The sequence below is a fragment of the Lentibacillus salicampi genome (genome assembly GCF_004565465.1).
Classification (GTDB): domain Bacteria; phylum Bacillota; class Bacilli; order Bacillales; family Amphibacillaceae; genus Lentibacillus; species Lentibacillus salicampi.
Map to the genome: position 1 here is coordinate 1 of NZ_SRHY01000001.1, position 18570 is coordinate 18570.

Below are 18570 nucleotides of genomic sequence, written 5' to 3' on the forward strand. Positions count from 1 at the left end.
AATCTTCCCGGTCGGCATACTTTTTGGCAGTCCGCCAGTTAATTCCGAGGCGTTTGGCCAGGGAATTGACGGATAACCCTTCCTCATCTCGTAAAAAACTGATATAGTCAACTTGAGCCATTGCTAGCATCCTTTCATTCCTCCCCATGTTTTTGGAACTTACATGTAGGAGGTTATTAGATTTAGGGATGACTGGCAAGGCTCTTTTTTTATAAACGGCAGTTGTGTACTTTTAGGCTGCCGAATTATGTACTTTTATTTTGCCATATACAACCCTGAAACATCAACGTTGCATTCGATCCCAGACCACTTTCGCCATAATAGGTGTAAGTAACCGTATGGTATTGGGATCCTTCTTCTCCAGTTTGTGATGTTATTTCGCCTTCACCGCCAATGATTTCGAATACCTGGTCGGTTGTCATGCCGTTCTCCAATTGGTTGAACTCGTCTATAGTAATCGTGACGTCCGCTTCGGATCCATTACCCACACCAGCTTGAGCTTTGCTTTGTAATAGACCGTCCTGGAAAGTAAGCATAGCATTAGCTCCCCAGCCATCTGCACCATCCCATGAATAAATGATCGTATGAAATTGGCTGCCTTCTTCTCCGGTTTCGGACTGAACGGTTCCTTCGCTGCCGATTATTTCAACAACTTCTTCATAGGTCATACCGTTTGAAATTTGCTCAAACTCTTCTCCTGTTATTGTACTATCATCTTCTGTTTCCGATGCTTCTCCCGAGTCACCTTCCTCAGCATTTTCTTCTTCGGTGTTTCCGGAAGATGTGGTGTCTTCATCAGCGCTGTTACCGCCACTATCTTCTGTCTGTGTTGTGTTATTGGACGTTGTATCGTCCGTTTCTCCTCCTCCAAAAGCTAAGACGGCAATGATAATAATTGCAAGAATGCCAATAAATCCTAAGCATCCAAATTTCATCAGTTTCCTCACACTAATTCCCCCCTAAAATGTTTGCAGTAAATTTTTAATCTGCATAACTTATTATAAAATACAGGGTGTACAATAAAATGTATTCCCTGATTGATTTTTCAGCTATTTACTTTTAAACAGAATTTATATGAAATAAAATTAAATATAACAGTTGAAGCATAGATTTATCGAAAACTAAAAGGGGTTTTTACCATTGAACCAATTAAAACTGGGCTGGATCGATTACTCCAGTGAACATCGGGAAAAGGTTATGGCTGTTCTGGATGCGCTTTTCGCTCCGGGCGCGGTCGATGAACTCGGTATCGGCAGAATTCGTGACGGGTTTTCCGATATATATTTCCAGGGTACATCGACCATCCAGACGAGGGCGAAATATTTCTTGATTGTTCCATATTTGCTGATGGAGCTGGAGTAAGAAAGGTGTGCGAAGCCTGAATTTATTGGAGAAGCTGGGAGATGAGGAGGTTGCTCTGATTGAAATATTCAATCAGGAAGGTCAAGAGGGTGTGATTGGCGGCCGCGCGGGGAAAGCCTGAAACGGAAGCCATCGAATATTTATTGGAACGGACTGCGGATATATTGGGATTTTCCGGCATGAATCACTTTCGCTGACGAATATGCCAAAGCGGTTTTCCGGATGAAATACAATAAGGAATTAGTGAACACATACGGTCAGGGGAAACTGGAAAATTTGTTAAGTCCAAAGCAGATTCTTGAAGATTCTTTTTCGTTATTTTTAATAGGTGCCGTCCGGGAAATACTTATTGTTATTTTCAGTCACTTTGATATACTGAATGCAGAACCTCACCAAAGTTAACCTCTACATAAAACCCGTAAAGGAAGTGCACAAATGACCCCATTAGCACTGGTTAAGGAAAGGCCTCCCTCAGACTATATCCGGCATGATCAATTATTCAAGGATCTGGTTCATACCTTTTTCGAGGATTTCCTCGATGCATTCTTTCCGGACGTGCATGATATGGTTGATTTTCATACCGTTAAGCCATTGTCGGAAGAAGTTTTTACCGATTTGATGGAAGGGGAGACCCGCAGACTTGATATCGTTGTAGAAACCACCCTGAAAGAAACTGAAGCCGTCATTATTATTCATATTGAACCGCAAAGCACAAAACAGACTAATTTTCATGAGCGCATGTATCAGTATTTCAGTTTGCTGTATCATAAATATCGCAAACCGATTATTCCTATAGCGGTTTTCAGTTATGAAGAAAACTGGGAAAAGAACCAATATACAATGACATTCCCATTCATGCATGTTCTGACGTTCAACTACTTAACGCTGCATTTGCGGAAAAAGAACTGGCGGAACTATATCAAATCCAACAACCCTGCCGCGGCAGCATTATTGAGTAAAATGGGCTATACTGAAAATGAAAAAGTACAAGTGAAGAAAGAGTTTCTCAGAATGCTTGTGAAAATGGAGCTGAACCCGGCAAAACAGCGGTTGGTATACGGTTTTTTCGAAAAGTACCTGACATTAAATGAAACGGAGGAAGAGCAATTGAAGGATGAAGTTAAACGTATGGATGAAGCTGATAAAATAATGGAAATCCCGATTTCGTATGAAGAGAAAGGTAAAGAAATAGGTGAAGCAAAGGGGAAAGAAATCGGAAAAGCGGAGGAAAAGAAAGAAATTGCTTTCAACATGCTGAAAGAAGGATCATCGATTGAATTTATAGAGAAAGTGACTGGATTGGATCGTGAAGAAATTGAAGCATTGAAAGAAAGATGATTGGACGCCCAAATATGATTGGGGAAATGTGGGTTTCTTAAAGACCAGTAAAACGAATGCTCCTGGCCTCTGCAGTAATCAGTATTCAGAGGTCCGTTCCATCTCATTTCATATCATATAAGCCCCTCTTAAACATATCCGGTTCTACTGCAAACTGTATCAATACCATTCAGCAAGATGGCATGATAATATGAAATTATACTAAACTATTTCTCATAAGCAGTGAGACTTGGGTAGAAGGACCTCAAAAATAATAAATCGAGGGAGTGATGACCTTTGTATAATTTGTTAAAGGAAGATTATGTCCGTTGTGTATGGCCAGGTGTGAGTCTACCATTAGGCAAGACAGGCAAGTACCTTATAGATTTTTTTAAAGAAAACTATGATGTTAATATACAATATCTTGAGGAAACGAAAACGTTGTCGGGGTATGGACAAAAGGGGAGCAGGATAGATCAAATATTCAATGTCTATCTGGACAGTATCGATAACTTTGACAATATTAAACAGAAGATTGGAGCGCAATACGCAAAAGATATTGTGCGAACGGGAGATCATCGCCTCTACAAAGAACGTATATACTTGAGCTATTTTAAACGACTGGAAAGTGAGTTGTTGAAAGCGGGGGTGATAACAGAAAAAGATGTTTACAAGAGCATCATGTAATAGGATGGTAAAATTGAAAGGGCCAGTTCACTACTATGCTAAAGCGTTAGCATTGTGGGGAATCGGCCCTATTATCTGACAGTTCCTTTAAAAACCAAGTATCCATCGTATTATGCGTTGAACCGTCCAGTGGGCTTTCAAGTTGTTGGAAGCCGAATTGAGTGTAAAGGTTGTTGGCTGCCTTGAGTATCTCCATTGTTTCCAGATAACAATAGGTATAATATTGCCTGGAGAAGGTGAGTGCTTCGTTCATCAATTCCTTCGACAGTCCCATTTCTTGAGCAGCGGGTGCAACGTATAGTTTTTGCAGTTCGCACACCCCATCTTTTTCCCAAAATGGTGCAATACCAACACCACCAACCACTTCATCTTGTTCATTCACCGCAACCCAATACTTTGCGTTTGCTTGTTGCTTATAAAATTGTGCCAAATTGCGCAACTGAGGATCAAAATAGGCCGTTCCTGGAATGTCTAGGTCAAATGATTCCAGGGAACGTTTGATAATTTGCGCCATTGATTGATCGTCTTTTTTTTCAATTTCGCGAATCCAGATCGATACTACCTCCCATTCATAATACTGCAAAATACTTTCAGCTTGAAAGAATGGTTACCTCCTACCCTATTTACAGCACCAAAAACTCAACTATTATCATAGCTCCAGTTCATGTATTGCTTAGCCTTTTCAATATTTTTATCAGTAATAATTGTAATTTTCAAATCTAAACACAATAAAACAAATTAATAATTAAATGTACATGAAAGTCAAAAATAATTCAATAGTTATCGAAAGATTAACATGGAAAATAAAAACCTGATCTCTTGGTTTCTTCCCGAAAGCGTTTTAATTAATGATTGACACGCTTACATTTCTATTTTACTATTAAAACAGGTCATCAGATGACTAGGTAACCTGTTATTGTTTTTGCCTTATTGAAAGCGCTTAAAGTGTTTTGATAGGGAGATCAGATAAAAAAGGGGGTAAAATATGCTGTTATTTGTTGCATTAAGTGCCATTGTTGCACCATTTATATTTTTGGTGCTACTCAGAATGCCAGCTATCAAAGGAATGTTATTTAGTTCCGTTATTGTCATTGTATTATCTTTTTTAGTCTGGGGAATGAACGGCGATGTTGTATTCGCTTCCATTTTGCAAGGTACACATAAAGCGCTGACGATTATATTAATCTTATTTGGTGCAATTGTGTTATTGAATACACTTCAACATACTGGGGCAGTGGATCGAATCAATCAAGGTTTTCGATCAATCTCTACGGATATGCGCGTTCAAGTTATCATTGTTGCCTTTTTATTTGGTGCTTTAATTGAAGGGGCAGCTGGTTTTGGAACACCGGCAGCAGTGACGGGGCCGTTAATGCTAGCACTTGGGTTCAACCCGTTAGCTGCGGCAGCACTGGCTTTAATTGCTGATAGTTCAGCTGTGTCATTCGGCGCAGTAGGGACACCAATCCAGGTTGGGTTGAGTAATATTGAGGGTGCCGGCATTGAATTTTATAATCAAATTGGTTTTCATGTAACGTTAATTGATTTATTTGCAGGTACGTTTATTCCATTTATTCTTATTGTCGTTTTAACCGTGTTTTTTGGGAAGGACAAGGGACTTAAAGATGCGTTTGCTATGTTACCATGGACCCTATTAGTTGGCATCACATATACCGGTTCTGCCTTCCTGTATGCTTCGATTTTTGGTCAAGAGTTTGTGGCTATTCTGGCTGCGTTAACAGGGTTAGCAGTTGCTACAATCACAGCAAAGAAAGGAATTTTACTTCCTAAAACGGCATGGACGTATGCATTAAAACCTGGATTTAAAGTAAAAGAAGAAAAATCAAAAATGGGCATTGTTACTGCATGGTCGCCTTATTTAGTTGTTGTTGGGTTACTGCTAGTCACAAGGATTGTACCGCCGATAAAAAAAGTTGCAATGACAACGATTGATTTAACGTGGTCAAACATCTTAGGATTTGAAGACATCACATCGGCGTGGGAAGTTTTGTATTCACCAGGGACTGTTTTGGTTCTTTCTGCCATACTTGCGGTGGTTATCCAGCGTAAATCATTCTCAAACTTTGTGAAAGCATCTAAAGAATCGCTGAACTCGATTAAAACGGCTGGGTTAACGTTAGTCTTTACACTTGCTTTGGTACAAGTATTTACAAATTCAGGTATGAATATGAATGACCTGGCAAGCATGCCACAGTATATTGCAGAAGCTTTAGCAGGTTCGCTCGGTTGCGTGTGGATTTTCGTAGCTCCATTTTTAGGGGAACTTGGTGCTTTTATTACGGGAAGTGGGACTGTATCAACGCTTACCTTCTCACCAATCCAATATAATGTGGCCCAGGCTACCGGATTAAATACGGATATCGCTTTGGCATTGCAAGTTATTGGGGCGGCAGCCGGAAATATGATTTGTGTTCATAATGTTGTCGCAGCTTCAGCTGTAGTTGGTTTGTCCGGTAAAGAGGGAGATATTATCCGTAAGACAATCGGTCCAGCTCTCTTGTATGGTGTTTTAGCTGGTGTTGGCGGATTTATTGTCATAAGTTTTCTATGATAGTATTGGCTATTTACTAGCGGTTTGAGTCTGACAATCCATCTTTCAAATTGTATGCAAATCATGTAACCTTAAGGTATTACTGGATGGGGGAGTACAATTGAACTATAAACCAATTCGAACGAAAAAAATCTATGAAGAAATTTCCGATGCGTTTATACAAATGTTAAAAGATGGTGACTTGAAACCTGGTGACAAATTAGATTCAGTCGAGCAATTGGCCAAAATGTTTGATGTCAGCCGGCCAACGATCCGTGAAGCCTTAAGTGGACTTAAGGCAATTGGATTGGTTGAAACATTTCAAGGGGAAGGAACGTACATCAAAACGTTTGATGCTTCAAAATTCGCATTACCAGTGGCAACTGCTTTATTAATGCAAAGAGAAAATATTAAAGAACTGTCCGAGGTCAGAAAAATTTTGGAAGTGGGTTGTGCCGGTTCAGCAGCAGTTAATCATACGAATGAGGATCTATTAGCGATTGAAACTGCTTTAAAGGCGATGGAAGACGCAAAAGGAAAAGGTGAATTAGGTGAAAAAGCTGACTTTGACTTTCACCTGGCTATAGCGAAATCGACCCATAATGATATGCTGATTCATTTAATGTCAAGCGTATCGGATATTATCGTTGAATCAATGAGGGAAACACGCCGCTTAATGTTGTTTACCAAAGATCGGCACTTAAAGCTTTTTACCGAACATGTGAAAATATTCAATGCAATTAAACATCAACACTATGATGAAGCTCAAAAAGCGATGCTTGATCATTTAGTTGAAGTGGATCAAACGCTGGAAGAATATTTAAGGTAGCTTTACAGGTGTTCTTTTATTTGCAAGTTTACCACCTCAAAGGTTTGGGGTTTAATTTATAAAGGGAAGAGATTCTTGGTGAAGTATTTCACGTTTTGAATTTGAATCAGAATTCATCGAAAGCGTAAAAACGTAAACGAACGTTACATGACACGGCATATTGGTAGTGCTACAATTGAGACAAGAAATTTGATGATAATTCTCTCTGTGAAGAAAATCGCAAACATTTTGAAAAGACAATGAACCGTTAACACCGGTATATTGGAAAAATATTAGTAGACTTAAAAGACAACGATGTGTTCAGTGAGGTGATGTAAAGTGTAGCTGCTTCAGCGGTGGTTCATTTTTAGGCAATCGTGTTTTAAAGGAAAGTCTTGAAGCAATTACTATATAAACGGGGTGAATTGAAATGAGTCATGAATCATCAACATCAGATGTCGTTTTAATCGGCGCTGGGATTATGAGTACAACGTTGGGTGTATTGCTTAAGGAAATGGCGCCCGACATGAAAATCACAGCTTTTGAACAGCTTGGCGTTGCTGGTGGGGAAAGCTCGAATGAAAAAAACAATTCAGGAACGGGACATGCTGCATTATGTGAGTTGAACTATACGACTGAACAGCCGGACGGTTCCATTGATATCAACGCAGCGGTCAAAATAAATGAGCGCTTTCAATTATCAAGACAGTTTTGGTCTTACCTGGCCAAGCACAATTTAATCGAAAACCCACAGAATTTTATTACCGGTTTGCCGCACATGAGTTTTGTTAAAGGCGGGGAAAATGTTGCATTTTTAAAGAAACGTGTGGAAGCGCTGGAGGACCACCCATTATTTCAGGAAATCGAGTTTTCCGAAGATCCGGATGAGTTAAAAGAATGGTTTCCGCTGATTATGGATGACCGCCAAGCGAATGAACCTGTGGCGGGAACGAGAATCGATGATGGGACAGATGTCAACTACGGGGAATTGACCCGCACCATGGCTGATTACCTGGAAAGTGAAGGCGTGAACATTAATTATCATTACGATGTGCAAGACATCAAGCAGACCGCAGATGGCATGTGGGAATTGAAGATTAAGGATGAAAACGGTGCAATTGGAACGCATAAATCGAAGTTTGTTTTTATCGGAGCCGGCGGTGGCAGCTTGCCTTTACTGCAGAAGACTGGGATTCCCGAATCGAAACATATCGGCGGCTTTCCAATTAGTGGACAATATTTGGAATGCAGCAATCCTGAGGTAATCGAACAACATTATGCAAAAGTATATGGCAAAAACCCGCCTGGTGCACCGTTAATCGTCGTTCCGCATTTGGATACGAGATATATCGATGGTAAAAGAACGTTAATTTTCGGTCCGTTTGCAGGCTTTTCACCGAAGTTTCTTAAAACAGGTTCCAATAAGGACTTATTTGCCTCATTCAAGTCTGACAATGTGCTGACAATGCTGGCGGCAGGTGCAAAAAATATCCCATTGATGCAGTATTTGATTCAACAATTGCGATTAAATAAGGAAGAAAGAATGAATGAATTACGTGAGTTTTTCCCTGATGCAGAAGACGAAGATTGGGACCTGAAAATAGCAGGGCAACGCGTACAAGTCATCAAAGATACGTCTGAAGGTAAGGGGATGATTCAGTTTAGTGATACTGAGGTTGTTCATAGCAAGGACAGATCACTTGCCGCACTGCTTGGCGGTTCTCCAGGGGCATCGACTTCTGTTTCAGACATGGTCGGGTTAATCGAAACGTGCTTCCCGGAAAAGCTGGATGCATGGAAACCAAAATTAAAAGAAATGATTCCGTCTTTCGGCGAAACGTTATCCGATAAGCCTGAACTTATTGCTAAAATCAAAACGTCAACAATGAAAGCATTGGAATTGGATGAGTTGAAGAAATAATAAAAATTGATAGGGTCAGCCATAAAGTGCCAGCGTTGGGGGAGGCTGGCACTTCAATAATCACTCAACTTTTGCAGCGTACAATGAACACACAAGCCTCGAACGATTAAGCTTACGAATTGCAGGTTTATTTCATCATATGAGCGGAGGCTCTCGTTTTAATCACCTATTCCTTTTGTGTCTTCGTCTATGTAATTTTAGAATCCTATACCCCTTTTTGAATACTTCACTACTGATCGTTAAATCACCCAGGCAAACCACCCGCTCTCTATGATAGAATAGTAGAATACGCGCACGAAAACGCACACTGACTATCAACCTGGGAGTGGAACAACGTTGGACAAAACAGACATCGCACATATCCGAAAACAATTCAAAGTGGATAATGATTTATTGACCATCCATGACATTTTTAATGTGTACATCATGAAAGAATCGAGCGAGATTTATCATCACCAGAGTATGCCGTTTGATATGTTGGAGACTGAACAGCAGGAACTGTTTATGGAAAATTTTAAAAAAGTGCTCACGGGCCAATTGGATGAGAAGTTATTTGAGTTAAAATTCCAGCGTGATGCAGAGAACAACAGTCAGCTCATTCTTCATCAGGGCTTGTTAAGCAATGATACAGAGGAATGGAAAGGTCAAATGTTGCAGCTCGTTGAAAAAATGCTGAAGGACAAACAATATGAAATGGATATTGTAGTCACTTTTATCCGCGGGGAATATATGAAACCCATGAAAAACATGAGCGAAGAAGCGGAAGAAAGTGAACGGGATACGGTTTATTCCCATCCTTTTATTTTGTGCAGTGTGAATAAAACGCAGGACCCGAAAAAAGAATTGCTGTTTGATTATGTTGAGAAGGAATTCAAGTATAATATTGTCGTTGATCCCATTATTAATCTGAAAGCACCAATATCGGGATTTCTTTTCCCATCGATTACGGATAATGCTTCAGATGTCAACCATATCCTTTATGCAGCTGGGAAGAAGAATGAACCAAGCTATCATTTTATCGAAGACGTTTTAAATGCGGAAGAAATCATGACGGCTGCACAGGATAAACTGGTTTTTGAAGAAATTGTGAAAAATGTCGCTGGTGATCAGGCCATCAACACTGAAACGCTCTCGAATGTATATGAGGAGATCCATCAGATGGTGGAAGAGAATGAAGAGGAAGAACGGCCGACATTAGATGCAGGAGACGTGGAGCAAGTTTTGACGGGCAGCGGCATGGAAGATGTCAGTTCCGAAAAGATTACAACTGCGTTTAAAACTGTGCTGGACGATGAACAATATGAGTTCAAGGCAAGCAATGTCATACCGAAATACAATTCAAAGTCTATTAAGATCGAAACAAAAATAGCGGATATCAAAATCAGCCCGCAGGACTTAAGACACGTGCGACAAGTCCATTTCAGTGGTAAACGGTATTTAATGATGGAAGTGGAAGAAAACACGGTAATCGAAGGCTTTGAAATGATTCCTGAAGCTTTATTTCAAAAAGCGCCGGAAGATAATGAATGATCGGATAAAGCAGACCTTGTGGAATACTGTCAGGCATTGTAAGTGAATGAAGGAACGTTTGTTTGCGTTCAAGCATGTTTTATACTATAATATTGATTATATAAGTATGTTCACCAGATCAGTGTATGACCAAAATCGTGGCTAAGAGGTGGGAACGATGGACAAGTCTGAAATCGAGGTCATGAAACTGGATGCAACAACTGACAAAGAAGTATTGAAATATATGAGTGATTTCCTTGTTTTACAGGGAATCGCGGAGAAAAACTTTCCGGAAAAAGTCAGGGAACGGGAGATGGCTTTGCCTACCGGTCTGCCGTTACAGCCCTATGGTGTTGCTGTTCCACATGCAGACCCGGAATTTGCCATCCAGCGGCAGCTGTTGATATCCCCACTGAAGCGTCCGGTTGTTTTCGCGCAAATGGGCGATCCTGATCAACAGGTGAAGGTCTCGTTTGTTTTTATGCTGGCTATCCCGGATCCCGGCGACCATTTGACATTCATACGGGCATTGTTCACTTGTTTTCAGGACGAGCAATTCAATCAGGCCTTGGCCAATTGGGATGGGAAAAAATCCTCACTGAAACAGCTTATGCAACGGTATATGAATGGCTAAATCATCAGGTTACGCAACCCCTTTTGAGTGATTATCATCCATCAGTTGCGACCGATTAAATAGACAACATGACAAGGAGGCGAAATTTGGTGCACCCTTTACCAGAACCACTGGATCAATCATTCTACAACCAGTCAACACTACAACTGGCCCAGTCACTGCTGGGGAAACTGCTTTTGAAAGAGACCGATGAAGGTATTGTTGCCGGTTTCATTGTCGAAACAGAAGCGTATATGGGACCAGAAGATCGTGCAGCCCACAGCTTCAACAATAAACGAACGAAGCGGACGGCAATTATGTTCGGTGAACCAGGTTATGCGTACACGTATGTCATGCATACCCATTGTCTTTTTAATGTTGTGAGCGGTAGTGTCGACGATCCGAAAGCTGTCCTAATTCGGGGCGTTGAGCCATACTTGGGCCAATCCGTAATGGAAAAAAGACGTCCCAAAGCCAGAAAACTAAGCCAATTGACAAATGGCCCCGGCAAATTAACCAAAGCGCTCGGTATTACGATGGATGATTATGGAAACAAACTGGATCACCCCCCGCTTTGGATTGCGCCGGGAAGAACAGTGGAAGACGAGCAAATGAATTCAGGTCCAAGGATTGGCATTGATAATTCCGGAGAAGCAAGAGATTATCCGTGGCGTTTTTGGGTTGATGGGAATGCGTTTATTTCAAAATAAAAAGTAGTGTCCACAGGATATCTCTACCTTCCGGAAACGGGAGAATCGGCCGTGAAGAGCCTTCTCTTGCCAAACACCTATTGGCGTCGGTCAAATCTTCAGAGAAAATGCTTCTCACGGCTAAAATATATCTGAGAATGAGCGGAATATCAGATAAAACTTTTCACGCCTAAATTCTTCTGAGACAACACGCCCCTCCAGATTAATCCCGGGAACTTCGGTGTCTAACGATCTTCACGAATAATATAGGCATCATGGACGCCGGATTCCTTGACTTTCGCCAATTGCTCCTCTGCATTTTTTCGATCGGAGAATGCCCCGGCTTGAACACGATACCATTGTTTACCGGAAATGGTAATCTTTGCAACATAGGAATCAATGCCATTTGACTGCAAATGGTTCACCCGGTTTTCGGCATTTTCCTTGGACTGGAAGGAACCGGCTACCACTTTATACAGTGTGCTAGTGCCCTCTTTTTTTTTTAGGTTAAACACCTTGGCCAGCCCGTTCACATGTCCACGTGCAACCGTTTGCCGCCAGGATGGGTCTTTCATCAAATCTGCATCTTCTGCGTTATCGATAAATCCATTTTCCGTCAAAAGTGCCGGCATCGCGGTTTCCCGGAGCACGTGAAAGTTTGCCTTTTTCTTGCCGCGATTTCTGAGCTGATTCACTTTGGTGATTTCCACATGCATCGTGTGCTGGTAATCAGCTGTTTCAGACGAGTCGGGCAAACTGCTGTGGATATAGTCTTCATACCCCTGGGCAGCACCGTTAAACGAATTGCAATGAATGGAGAGAAAGTAGTCTGCTCCCCAGGAATTCGCCTCATTTGTTCGTCCCGATAAACTGATCGAACTGTCGTCTGTACGGCTCATGCGTACATAGGCATCACGATATTCCCTCTCTAAAATGTCACGGATGCGGCGTGCAATATCCAGGTTGATGTTTTTTTCATTCAAGCCATTCCCCTGGGCACCTGGATCTGTCCCACCATGTCCTGGATCCAAATAAAGTTTCATCGTATGACTCCTTTCATAAAAATTTGTTGCAATATATCGTATTTCATGGAAGTGAATCGCTATTGGACAAATCGTTCAAATTGAAGCAAATTGAGAAACGTGACGGAAGAGAACTGTTTAGTTGCTTTTCCACTGGGGATGTGAAAAGGTCAAGGGAAAATTTTTTCTCCCCCGTTGCCTCTTTTTCAATGCCCGTTACGATTATGGTAGTGACACTTCCTACCCCTATAATCGAAAGTTTTGCGGAAAAGGGGGCATGGAACGTGGAACATCTTAAAGGCGTATAAAGAAGGTTGATAATACTTAAAGGTTCATGAGACCCGAGAAGATCCAGGAGAGCAGAGCGATTATGAGTAAGTTTTCAACAACGAATCAAGTTGGCTTCACACATCATCGATGCTAATTTATAGCGGTCCTATCCATGACGCGTGCACGATTGCCGATTTAATCCAACCGTCTCTTTTTGATTGCAAACATGTCCATGTCGATACCGAAACAAGAGGCGAATTCACGTATGGTATGACCTCTGTTGATATGTCAGGAGTCACCGGTCAACAGGCAAATGTGATGTTTGCTCGGCACGTAAACCGTGACGGATTTTGGGAACTGTTTAGCGATGCATTAAAATCTTATGGGTAAACACTCATGATTGGTCCAAGCCCTGAATACCTATAAAGAAAAAGGTATCACCAGGGGGAGCTATCATGCTGCGATTCATTCTGGAACTGTTTACAAGCGAACAAAAAGCAGAGGCGCTTTTATCGAATCCAATCATTGAATTGATCTTTATGGTTTTGTTCATCGCCTTTATCCTCACACTTCTGGTTCACTTTACCTTATTTATGAAACTCAAACGAATCAGAAATTATTTGCACGAAACCAACCGTATGGATATTGAGCCACTGTTTGCTTTCAAAGAGCAATTTGACCGGGCTCAGCAAAAAGAATCGATGAAACCGGAAACCTTTGTACAAGAGAAGTTTTCCGGTTGGCGTATATTCAACGTGCCTGTTGTTAATCTCATTAAAATGGTACAGATGATGGTCTCTGTATTCATATTAATCGGGGTGCTGGGGACATTTATTGGTCTGACAATATCGTTGGGCAGTATCAATTCATCTGGCAGCGAACTGGTTGAAAATGTGGCTGCTGTGCTGTCGGGAATTGATGTGGCATTTTATACAAGTATTGCCGGTATGGGGCTGTCACTGATGATGACGGTCCTTACGAAAGTGTTTAATACCGAATATATGCTTACCGATATCATGTTAAAAGTGGAATCCAATTTGGAAGGAAACGAACAGGATCGGTTAAGCCGGCTGATTGACGTGTCGGAATCCATTAATGATTCGATTGTTCATCTGCAGGAGACAAATCAAAAGTCATTGACCGGAATTGAGCATGCTTTTTCAGGTTTTCAGGAGTATACAACCGGGCTGCAGCAATCAGCGAAAGATTTGGCTGAATTTAATGATGGACTTTCCAGCAATTTGCAGGAATTTCAGGAACTGTTCCAACATATGAAAGACGTGACGGACGGATTTGGTGAGTCCACGACAAAGCTGAATAACAACTTTGATTCACTGTTTTCCTATTTTAAAAAGATGGATGGAAAAAATGAGCGCATGGCAAAGGCGTTTGAAAGTACCTATGAACGGGTGAAGGACGTTTCGGAAGCTCAGATGGATACGCTAAATCATTTTGAGAAATCGGTTGGTGAATTAAAATCCTTTACGTCTTCCATCATGGAAGGCCAGGAATCTATCCAGGCTGCTTTTGAAAAAATAACGCAAAAAAGCGGCGATCTTGCCGATAAAATGGAGGCACATAACAAGGAGTTTAAACAGATTTTTGGAAGCGACCTTAGTTCAAAACTGAGCGGAATCATTTCAAATTTAGGTGAACTTTCCAGAGACTTTGATAGAATGGGTGATTCGGTTGCCCGGTTGCCGGAAGCTCTGGATGTGATCAATCAAACACAGACGGAGTATAAGCATTTGTTAACGGACCGTTTTGATGAGTTGAAGGAATTTAATCGGACCTTTCATCATCATCTGAAAGCTCATGAGGAAGATTCGAAAGCATTTGAAAGGCAAGTGCAAGAAGCTTCCCGGTCGTATGAAAATATGAGCAGGCAGAATAACGAGCTGGTTAATGATATCAACCGGACGATTTCACAGATGAACAATGCTTTTAATCAACGGGAAAATCAGATTGAAGCAAGCGTCGGTGTTTTAAAGGATACTTTATCCAATTACGTGGCTGGTGTGGAGAGACAGCTGGGCGACAAGCTTGATCAGCTTGCCCGGAACGTCAATGATTCAATGGTCAAAACAAATGATGGCATCAAGCGAGAATTCCAGGAGCTTCGGCGGTTATCCGAAGACATTCAGCAAACGAATTCGCGTTCCATGCAGCAAATGCTTCAGGATTTGACCCGTGAGATACAAGGGTTGAATCGACAGCTAAACGCTTTTGGCCGGCAAACTGGAAATAACGGTATAGGGCCTGATACAAATGAATACTAAATATCAGCGACTGTTTAAAAAGGAAGATGAGGAAAGTCATTTTTGGCCATCTTTCACCGACTTGCTGACGATCATTTTATTATGTTTCATCCTGATTTTCATTGCGATGATGATCATCAAGTCATTGCAAATTGAGGAGATGAAGCGAACCATCGATCAGATCATGGGAATTCGTTCTGAGCTTGTCAGTGATCTGCAGGAGGAGTTCAGTAATTCGACCATGGGTATTGAAGTCGACAAGGAAACAGGTGCGATGATTTTTAACACAGAAATTTTATTTGAATATGACGAATCCAAATTAAAACCGGAGTCATTCCAATTTTTGGATGAATTTGTGCCGAAATATCTGGATATATTATTGCAAAATGGTTATGAGGATTATATTGCCGAAATCATCATCGAAGGCCATACAGACCGTGATGGCAGTTATTTATATAACCTGGAGTTGTCGCAGGAAAGAGCACACAGTGTTGCTGCCTACATTCTCAGTGACGATTTTCCTTATAAACATATCCAGCAGCATTTGGAGAAAAAACTGACGGTAAACGGCAGGTCCTATACTGATTTTCGAACGGACGAATCTGGTAATTACAGTGCGGAAGCATCAAGGCGAGTAGAATTTAAGTTTCGGTTAAAAGATGAGGAAATCCTTGAAAAGACGCGAGAGATATTGAAGGAGTAAACGCCAGGCAAGATATCAGGCCCAATTCTAGAATTGGGCCTTTTAAATAGGATACCTTTCTCCTGTATAGAGGATTTTGCCCTTTGGTGAAGCCTTTTTTGGTCACTGTAAACTGGCATTGCAGCATTTAAATTAAAAATTTTCAATAAATAATACCAGAACGCTAGTTTGCTAAGTGCATCTATGTTACACTATATTCAGAAAAACAGCTCCGTTAAGTCTTCATTTAACCTGAAGAGGACGTGTAACCATGGTAATGACTAAACCACTGGAGAAAACTGTTGATTTTACCACATTTGACAGGGTAAGAGAAGATTCGAATGATTACACCGGACAAAGGGGAAATAAAAACGACAGAAAACTGCTCAAACGGATTCCGCTTGAAAAGCTGATGGATTTAAAAGTTGATTACGCTTTCAAACAGCTTTTTGGCAACGAAAAAAATAAAGATATAACGGTTGTATTTCTAAATGCCATTTTGCAGCGCACGGGGCGAAAGCGGATTACGGATATTTCCTTCAATAATACGGAAGTGCCCCGTGAGTACGCCGATGATAAAGAGTCACGTTTGGATTTGCTGGTGCGCACGGAAGATGACGAATGGATTAATGTGGAAATTCAATTCACTAATAAATATGATATGGTTAAACGTTCTTTGTATTATTGGTCCAAAATTTATACAGAACGGCATGAAAAAGGGATGAGTTATCATTTATTGCGGCCGGTTATTGCGATCAATATCATGAATTTTGATCTGTTTTCTGAAACAGAACGTTTTCATACATCGTATCATTTGTATGAGGATGAAGGACAATTCAAGCTGACAAACGTGATGGAATTCCACTTCATCGAGATGCCCAAGTTACTGAAGGATTGGAAGGCTGACAGACTGGACCCGTGGAATGACCTATTGGTAAGGTGGCTGATGCTGCTCGGTATGATTGATTCCAGAAATGATGAAGTCTATGATGAAATATATCGGGAATTGGAGGCGATTGCCATGAGTGATGATCAGTTGCGCGACGCATTTGAAAACTGGGAAGAGCTAAGTATGACACAGGATCAAAGGCTTGCGTATCAATCACGCCTTAAACAAATTATGGATGAGGAATCATTTAAGGCGGACATGGAAGCGTTGAAGGAAGACGCCAGGAAGAATAATTTGGAAGCGGACAGGAAAAATCGGGAGACGGAAAAGCTTAATCGGGAGACGGAAAAGCTTAACCGGGAAACGGAAAAGCTTAATCGAGAGACGGAAAAGCTTAACCGGGAGACGAAGAAGAAAGAACAGGAAGCTGCGAGGAAAAAACAAGAAACGGAGAGGATGGAACGAGAAACAGAGAAAAGGTTGGAAAGAGCAGCACGTAAGCTTTTATATAAAGGAATGGATATGCAGTTTGTAGCGGAAACCACTGGCTTTAGTCTGGACAAAATTGCGGAGATTCGGGAAAATATTCAAAATTAACATGCCACTAGTTTTAATTTGTTTATTTAGGGTTTTTGGAAATTTTATTAAATAAAAGAAACTGTACAATGAGGGGAGATTTCATTGAATTATTATGCAGTGTTTTTGCCGATGAAGGATGAGGAAAAAAGTAAAGAATTCCGCCCACAGCACTTGGCATTTCTAAAACAAATGAAGCAGAAGAAAAAGGTGTTTATGAACGGGCGGTTTACAGACGGTGCCGGAGGTCTGGTCATATATGCAGCGGATAGTTTGGATGAAGCCATGTCCTATTTGAAAGAAGACCCTTACATCATAAATGGCGCAAGGGATTTTGAAATTCATGAATGGGCAATGGAAACGGACGTTGAATTTGATTTTTAGCGGGACACGGGGCCTGATTCCGTGTCCCGTTTTGTGAACGTCATTCCATTTTAAATTTGATGGGAAGACAGGCAGGAAGTTTACCGGTTAAAGTTGAATATCAGGTAAAGCCGGGAAATTTTGATGAAGGGAGACCACATTTATGAAAATAGGTTTTGTCGGATTGGGTATTATGGGAAAACCGATGAGCAAAAACTTAATAAAAGCAGGTTATGATCTGGTCGTTTCCAGCCGTAACCCCGACTCAAATCAAGAGCTTGCTGCACTTGGTGCTGAGGTTGCTGACAGTTATATGGAGCTGGCGGCAAAATCGGACGTGATCATCACGATGCTGCCGAATTCGCCTGAAGTGAAGAAGGTTATTTTAGCGGAGGGCGGATTAATACGTGGCGCAAAACCTGGAACTGACATCATAGATATGAGCTCGATAGCTCCGATTTCAAGTCAGGAAATTGGCAGGGAACTGAAGAAAAAAGAAATCGGCTTTTTGGATGCGCCGGTCAGCGGGGGAGAACCCAAGGCCATCGACGGTACCATCTCGGTGATGGCAGGGGGTGAACAGGATGTTTTCGAGAAGTGCCTGCCGATTATGGAATCGATGGCTGGATCCGTTGTGAGAACTGGAGATGTGGGTTCGGGCAACTCAACTAAGCTTGCCAATCAAATTATCGTAGCACTGAATATCGCGGCTGTCTCTGAGGCATTGGTATTGACGGAAAAAATGGGGGTCGATAATCAGTTGGTGTATGATGCGATCCGCGGTGGGCTTGCCGGCAGCAATGTACTTGATGCCAAAGCTCCGATGATGTTGGAACGGAATTTTGACCCCGGCTTTAAAATTGATTTGCACTTGAAGGATTTGAATAATGTAATGGAAACGTCCACAGATATTGATATTCCGCTGCCGCTGACCGCTTCAATCAGGGAAACATTGAAAGCATTGACAGCTGATGGCAATGGTGAAGACGACCATGCCGCTGTCCTCAAATATTATGAAAAACTCGCAAACGTTCGTGTTTAACGGCGAAACTT

At 41.4% G+C, this 18570-nt stretch carries 19 protein-coding genes; 16 read left to right on the forward strand and 3 right to left on the reverse strand.

Going from position 1 to position 18570, the window contains the following annotated elements:
* Nucleotides 1-245: 245 nt before the first annotated feature.
* Nucleotides 246-947: a DUF3862 domain-containing protein gene (locus E4U82_RS00005; protein WP_135107987.1), complete on the reverse strand. Its 702-nt coding sequence runs from the start codon at nt 945-947 to the stop codon at nt 246-248.
* 193 nt (nt 948-1140) lie between these two features.
* Between E4U82_RS00005 and E4U82_RS00010 the strand changes: the two genes are divergently transcribed.
* The 4 genes from E4U82_RS00010 (at nt 1141) to E4U82_RS00025 (ending at nt 3366) form a co-directional block, all read left to right on the forward strand.
* Nucleotides 1141-1362, forward strand: coding sequence for a DUF6361 family protein (locus E4U82_RS00010; protein ID WP_135107988.1), 222 nt, complete (start codon nt 1141-1143; stop codon nt 1360-1362).
* A gap of 222 nt (nt 1363-1584) precedes the next feature.
* Nucleotides 1585-1764, forward strand: coding sequence for a hypothetical protein (locus E4U82_RS00015; RefSeq protein WP_135107989.1), 180 nt, complete (start codon nt 1585-1587; stop codon nt 1762-1764).
* Nucleotides 1765-1797: 33 nt separating this feature from the next.
* A complete protein-coding gene (locus E4U82_RS00020; protein WP_135107990.1) occupies nt 1798-2700 on the forward strand; it encodes an RpnC/YadD family protein in 903 nt (300 codons plus the stop codon).
* 276 nt (nt 2701-2976) lie between these two features.
* A complete protein-coding gene (locus E4U82_RS00025) occupies nt 2977-3366 on the forward strand; it encodes a hypothetical protein (RefSeq protein ID WP_135107991.1) in 390 nt (129 codons plus the stop codon).
* 46 nt (nt 3367-3412) lie between these two features.
* On the opposite strand, the gene E4U82_RS00030 is transcribed toward E4U82_RS00025, so the two are convergent.
* Complete coding sequence (locus tag E4U82_RS00030; RefSeq protein WP_135108416.1) at nt 3413-3919, reverse strand: GNAT family N-acetyltransferase; 507 nt, start codon at nt 3917-3919, stop codon at nt 3413-3415.
* A 432-nt stretch (nt 3920-4351) separates the two neighbouring features.
* Here E4U82_RS00030 and E4U82_RS00035 point away from each other — a divergent pair, with 432 nt between their 5' ends.
* The 6 genes from E4U82_RS00035 to E4U82_RS00060 all read left to right on the forward strand — a co-directional run bounded on the left by E4U82_RS00035 (nt 4352) and on the right by E4U82_RS00060 (nt 11478).
* Nucleotides 4352-5938: an L-lactate permease gene (locus E4U82_RS00035; protein WP_135107992.1), complete on the forward strand. Its 1587-nt coding sequence runs from the start codon at nt 4352-4354 to the stop codon at nt 5936-5938.
* Nucleotides 5939-6038: 100 nt separating this feature from the next.
* The gene (locus E4U82_RS00040; RefSeq protein ID WP_135107993.1) at nt 6039-6746 is read left to right on the forward strand and encodes a FadR/GntR family transcriptional regulator; all 708 of its coding nucleotides are present in this window, start codon (nt 6039-6041) and stop codon (nt 6744-6746) included.
* Between the two features lie 409 nt (nt 6747-7155).
* Entirely contained in the window at nt 7156-8646 is a 1491-nt protein-coding gene (mqo, locus tag E4U82_RS00045; protein ID WP_135107994.1) for a malate dehydrogenase (quinone), read from the forward strand.
* Between the two features lie 336 nt (nt 8647-8982).
* Nucleotides 8983-10176, forward strand: coding sequence for a DUF4317 domain-containing protein (locus E4U82_RS00050; RefSeq protein WP_135107995.1), 1194 nt, complete (start codon nt 8983-8985; stop codon nt 10174-10176).
* Between the two features lie 157 nt (nt 10177-10333).
* Entirely contained in the window at nt 10334-10789 is a 456-nt protein-coding gene (locus E4U82_RS00055) for a PTS sugar transporter subunit IIA (RefSeq protein WP_135107996.1), read from the forward strand.
* Between the two features lie 89 nt (nt 10790-10878).
* Nucleotides 10879-11478, forward strand: a complete 600-nt coding sequence (locus E4U82_RS00060; protein WP_209300516.1) for a DNA-3-methyladenine glycosylase — start codon at nt 10879-10881, stop codon at nt 11476-11478.
* 224 nt (nt 11479-11702) lie between these two features.
* Here the strand turns inward: E4U82_RS00060 and E4U82_RS00065 are convergent, their stop codons facing one another.
* Nucleotides 11703-12500, reverse strand: a complete 798-nt coding sequence (locus E4U82_RS00065) for an N-acetylmuramoyl-L-alanine amidase (RefSeq protein ID WP_135107998.1) — start codon at nt 12498-12500, stop codon at nt 11703-11705.
* A gap of 396 nt (nt 12501-12896) precedes the next feature.
* On the opposite strand from E4U82_RS00065, the gene E4U82_RS00070 reads away from it, so the two are divergent.
* The 6 genes from E4U82_RS00070 (at nt 12897) to garR (ending at nt 18559) form a co-directional block, all read left to right on the forward strand.
* Nucleotides 12897-13139 carry a nucleoside hydrolase gene (locus E4U82_RS00070; protein ID WP_245183471.1) on the forward strand — a complete coding sequence of 81 codons (243 nt, stop codon included), beginning with the start codon at nt 12897-12899 and terminating at the stop codon, nt 13137-13139.
* Nucleotides 13140-13204: 65 nt separating this feature from the next.
* Entirely contained in the window at nt 13205-15028 is a 1824-nt protein-coding gene (locus E4U82_RS00075) for a MotA/TolQ/ExbB proton channel family protein (RefSeq protein ID WP_135107999.1), read from the forward strand.
* Complete coding sequence (locus tag E4U82_RS00080) at nt 15018-15710, forward strand: OmpA family protein (protein WP_135108000.1); 693 nt, start codon at nt 15018-15020, stop codon at nt 15708-15710. The genes E4U82_RS00075 and E4U82_RS00080 overlap by 11 nt, the downstream gene beginning before the upstream one ends.
* Nucleotides 15711-15960: 250 nt before the next feature.
* Nucleotides 15961-17175, forward strand: a complete 1215-nt coding sequence (locus E4U82_RS00085; RefSeq protein WP_245183472.1) for an Rpn family recombination-promoting nuclease/putative transposase — start codon at nt 15961-15963, stop codon at nt 17173-17175.
* An 84-nt stretch (nt 17176-17259) separates the two neighbouring features.
* Nucleotides 17260-17538: a YciI family protein gene (locus E4U82_RS00090; protein WP_135108001.1), complete on the forward strand. Its 279-nt coding sequence runs from the start codon at nt 17260-17262 to the stop codon at nt 17536-17538.
* A gap of 142 nt (nt 17539-17680) precedes the next feature.
* Nucleotides 17681-18559: a 2-hydroxy-3-oxopropionate reductase gene (gene garR, locus E4U82_RS00095; protein ID WP_135108002.1), complete on the forward strand. Its 879-nt coding sequence runs from the start codon at nt 17681-17683 to the stop codon at nt 18557-18559.
* Nucleotides 18560-18570: the final 11 nt, after the last annotated feature.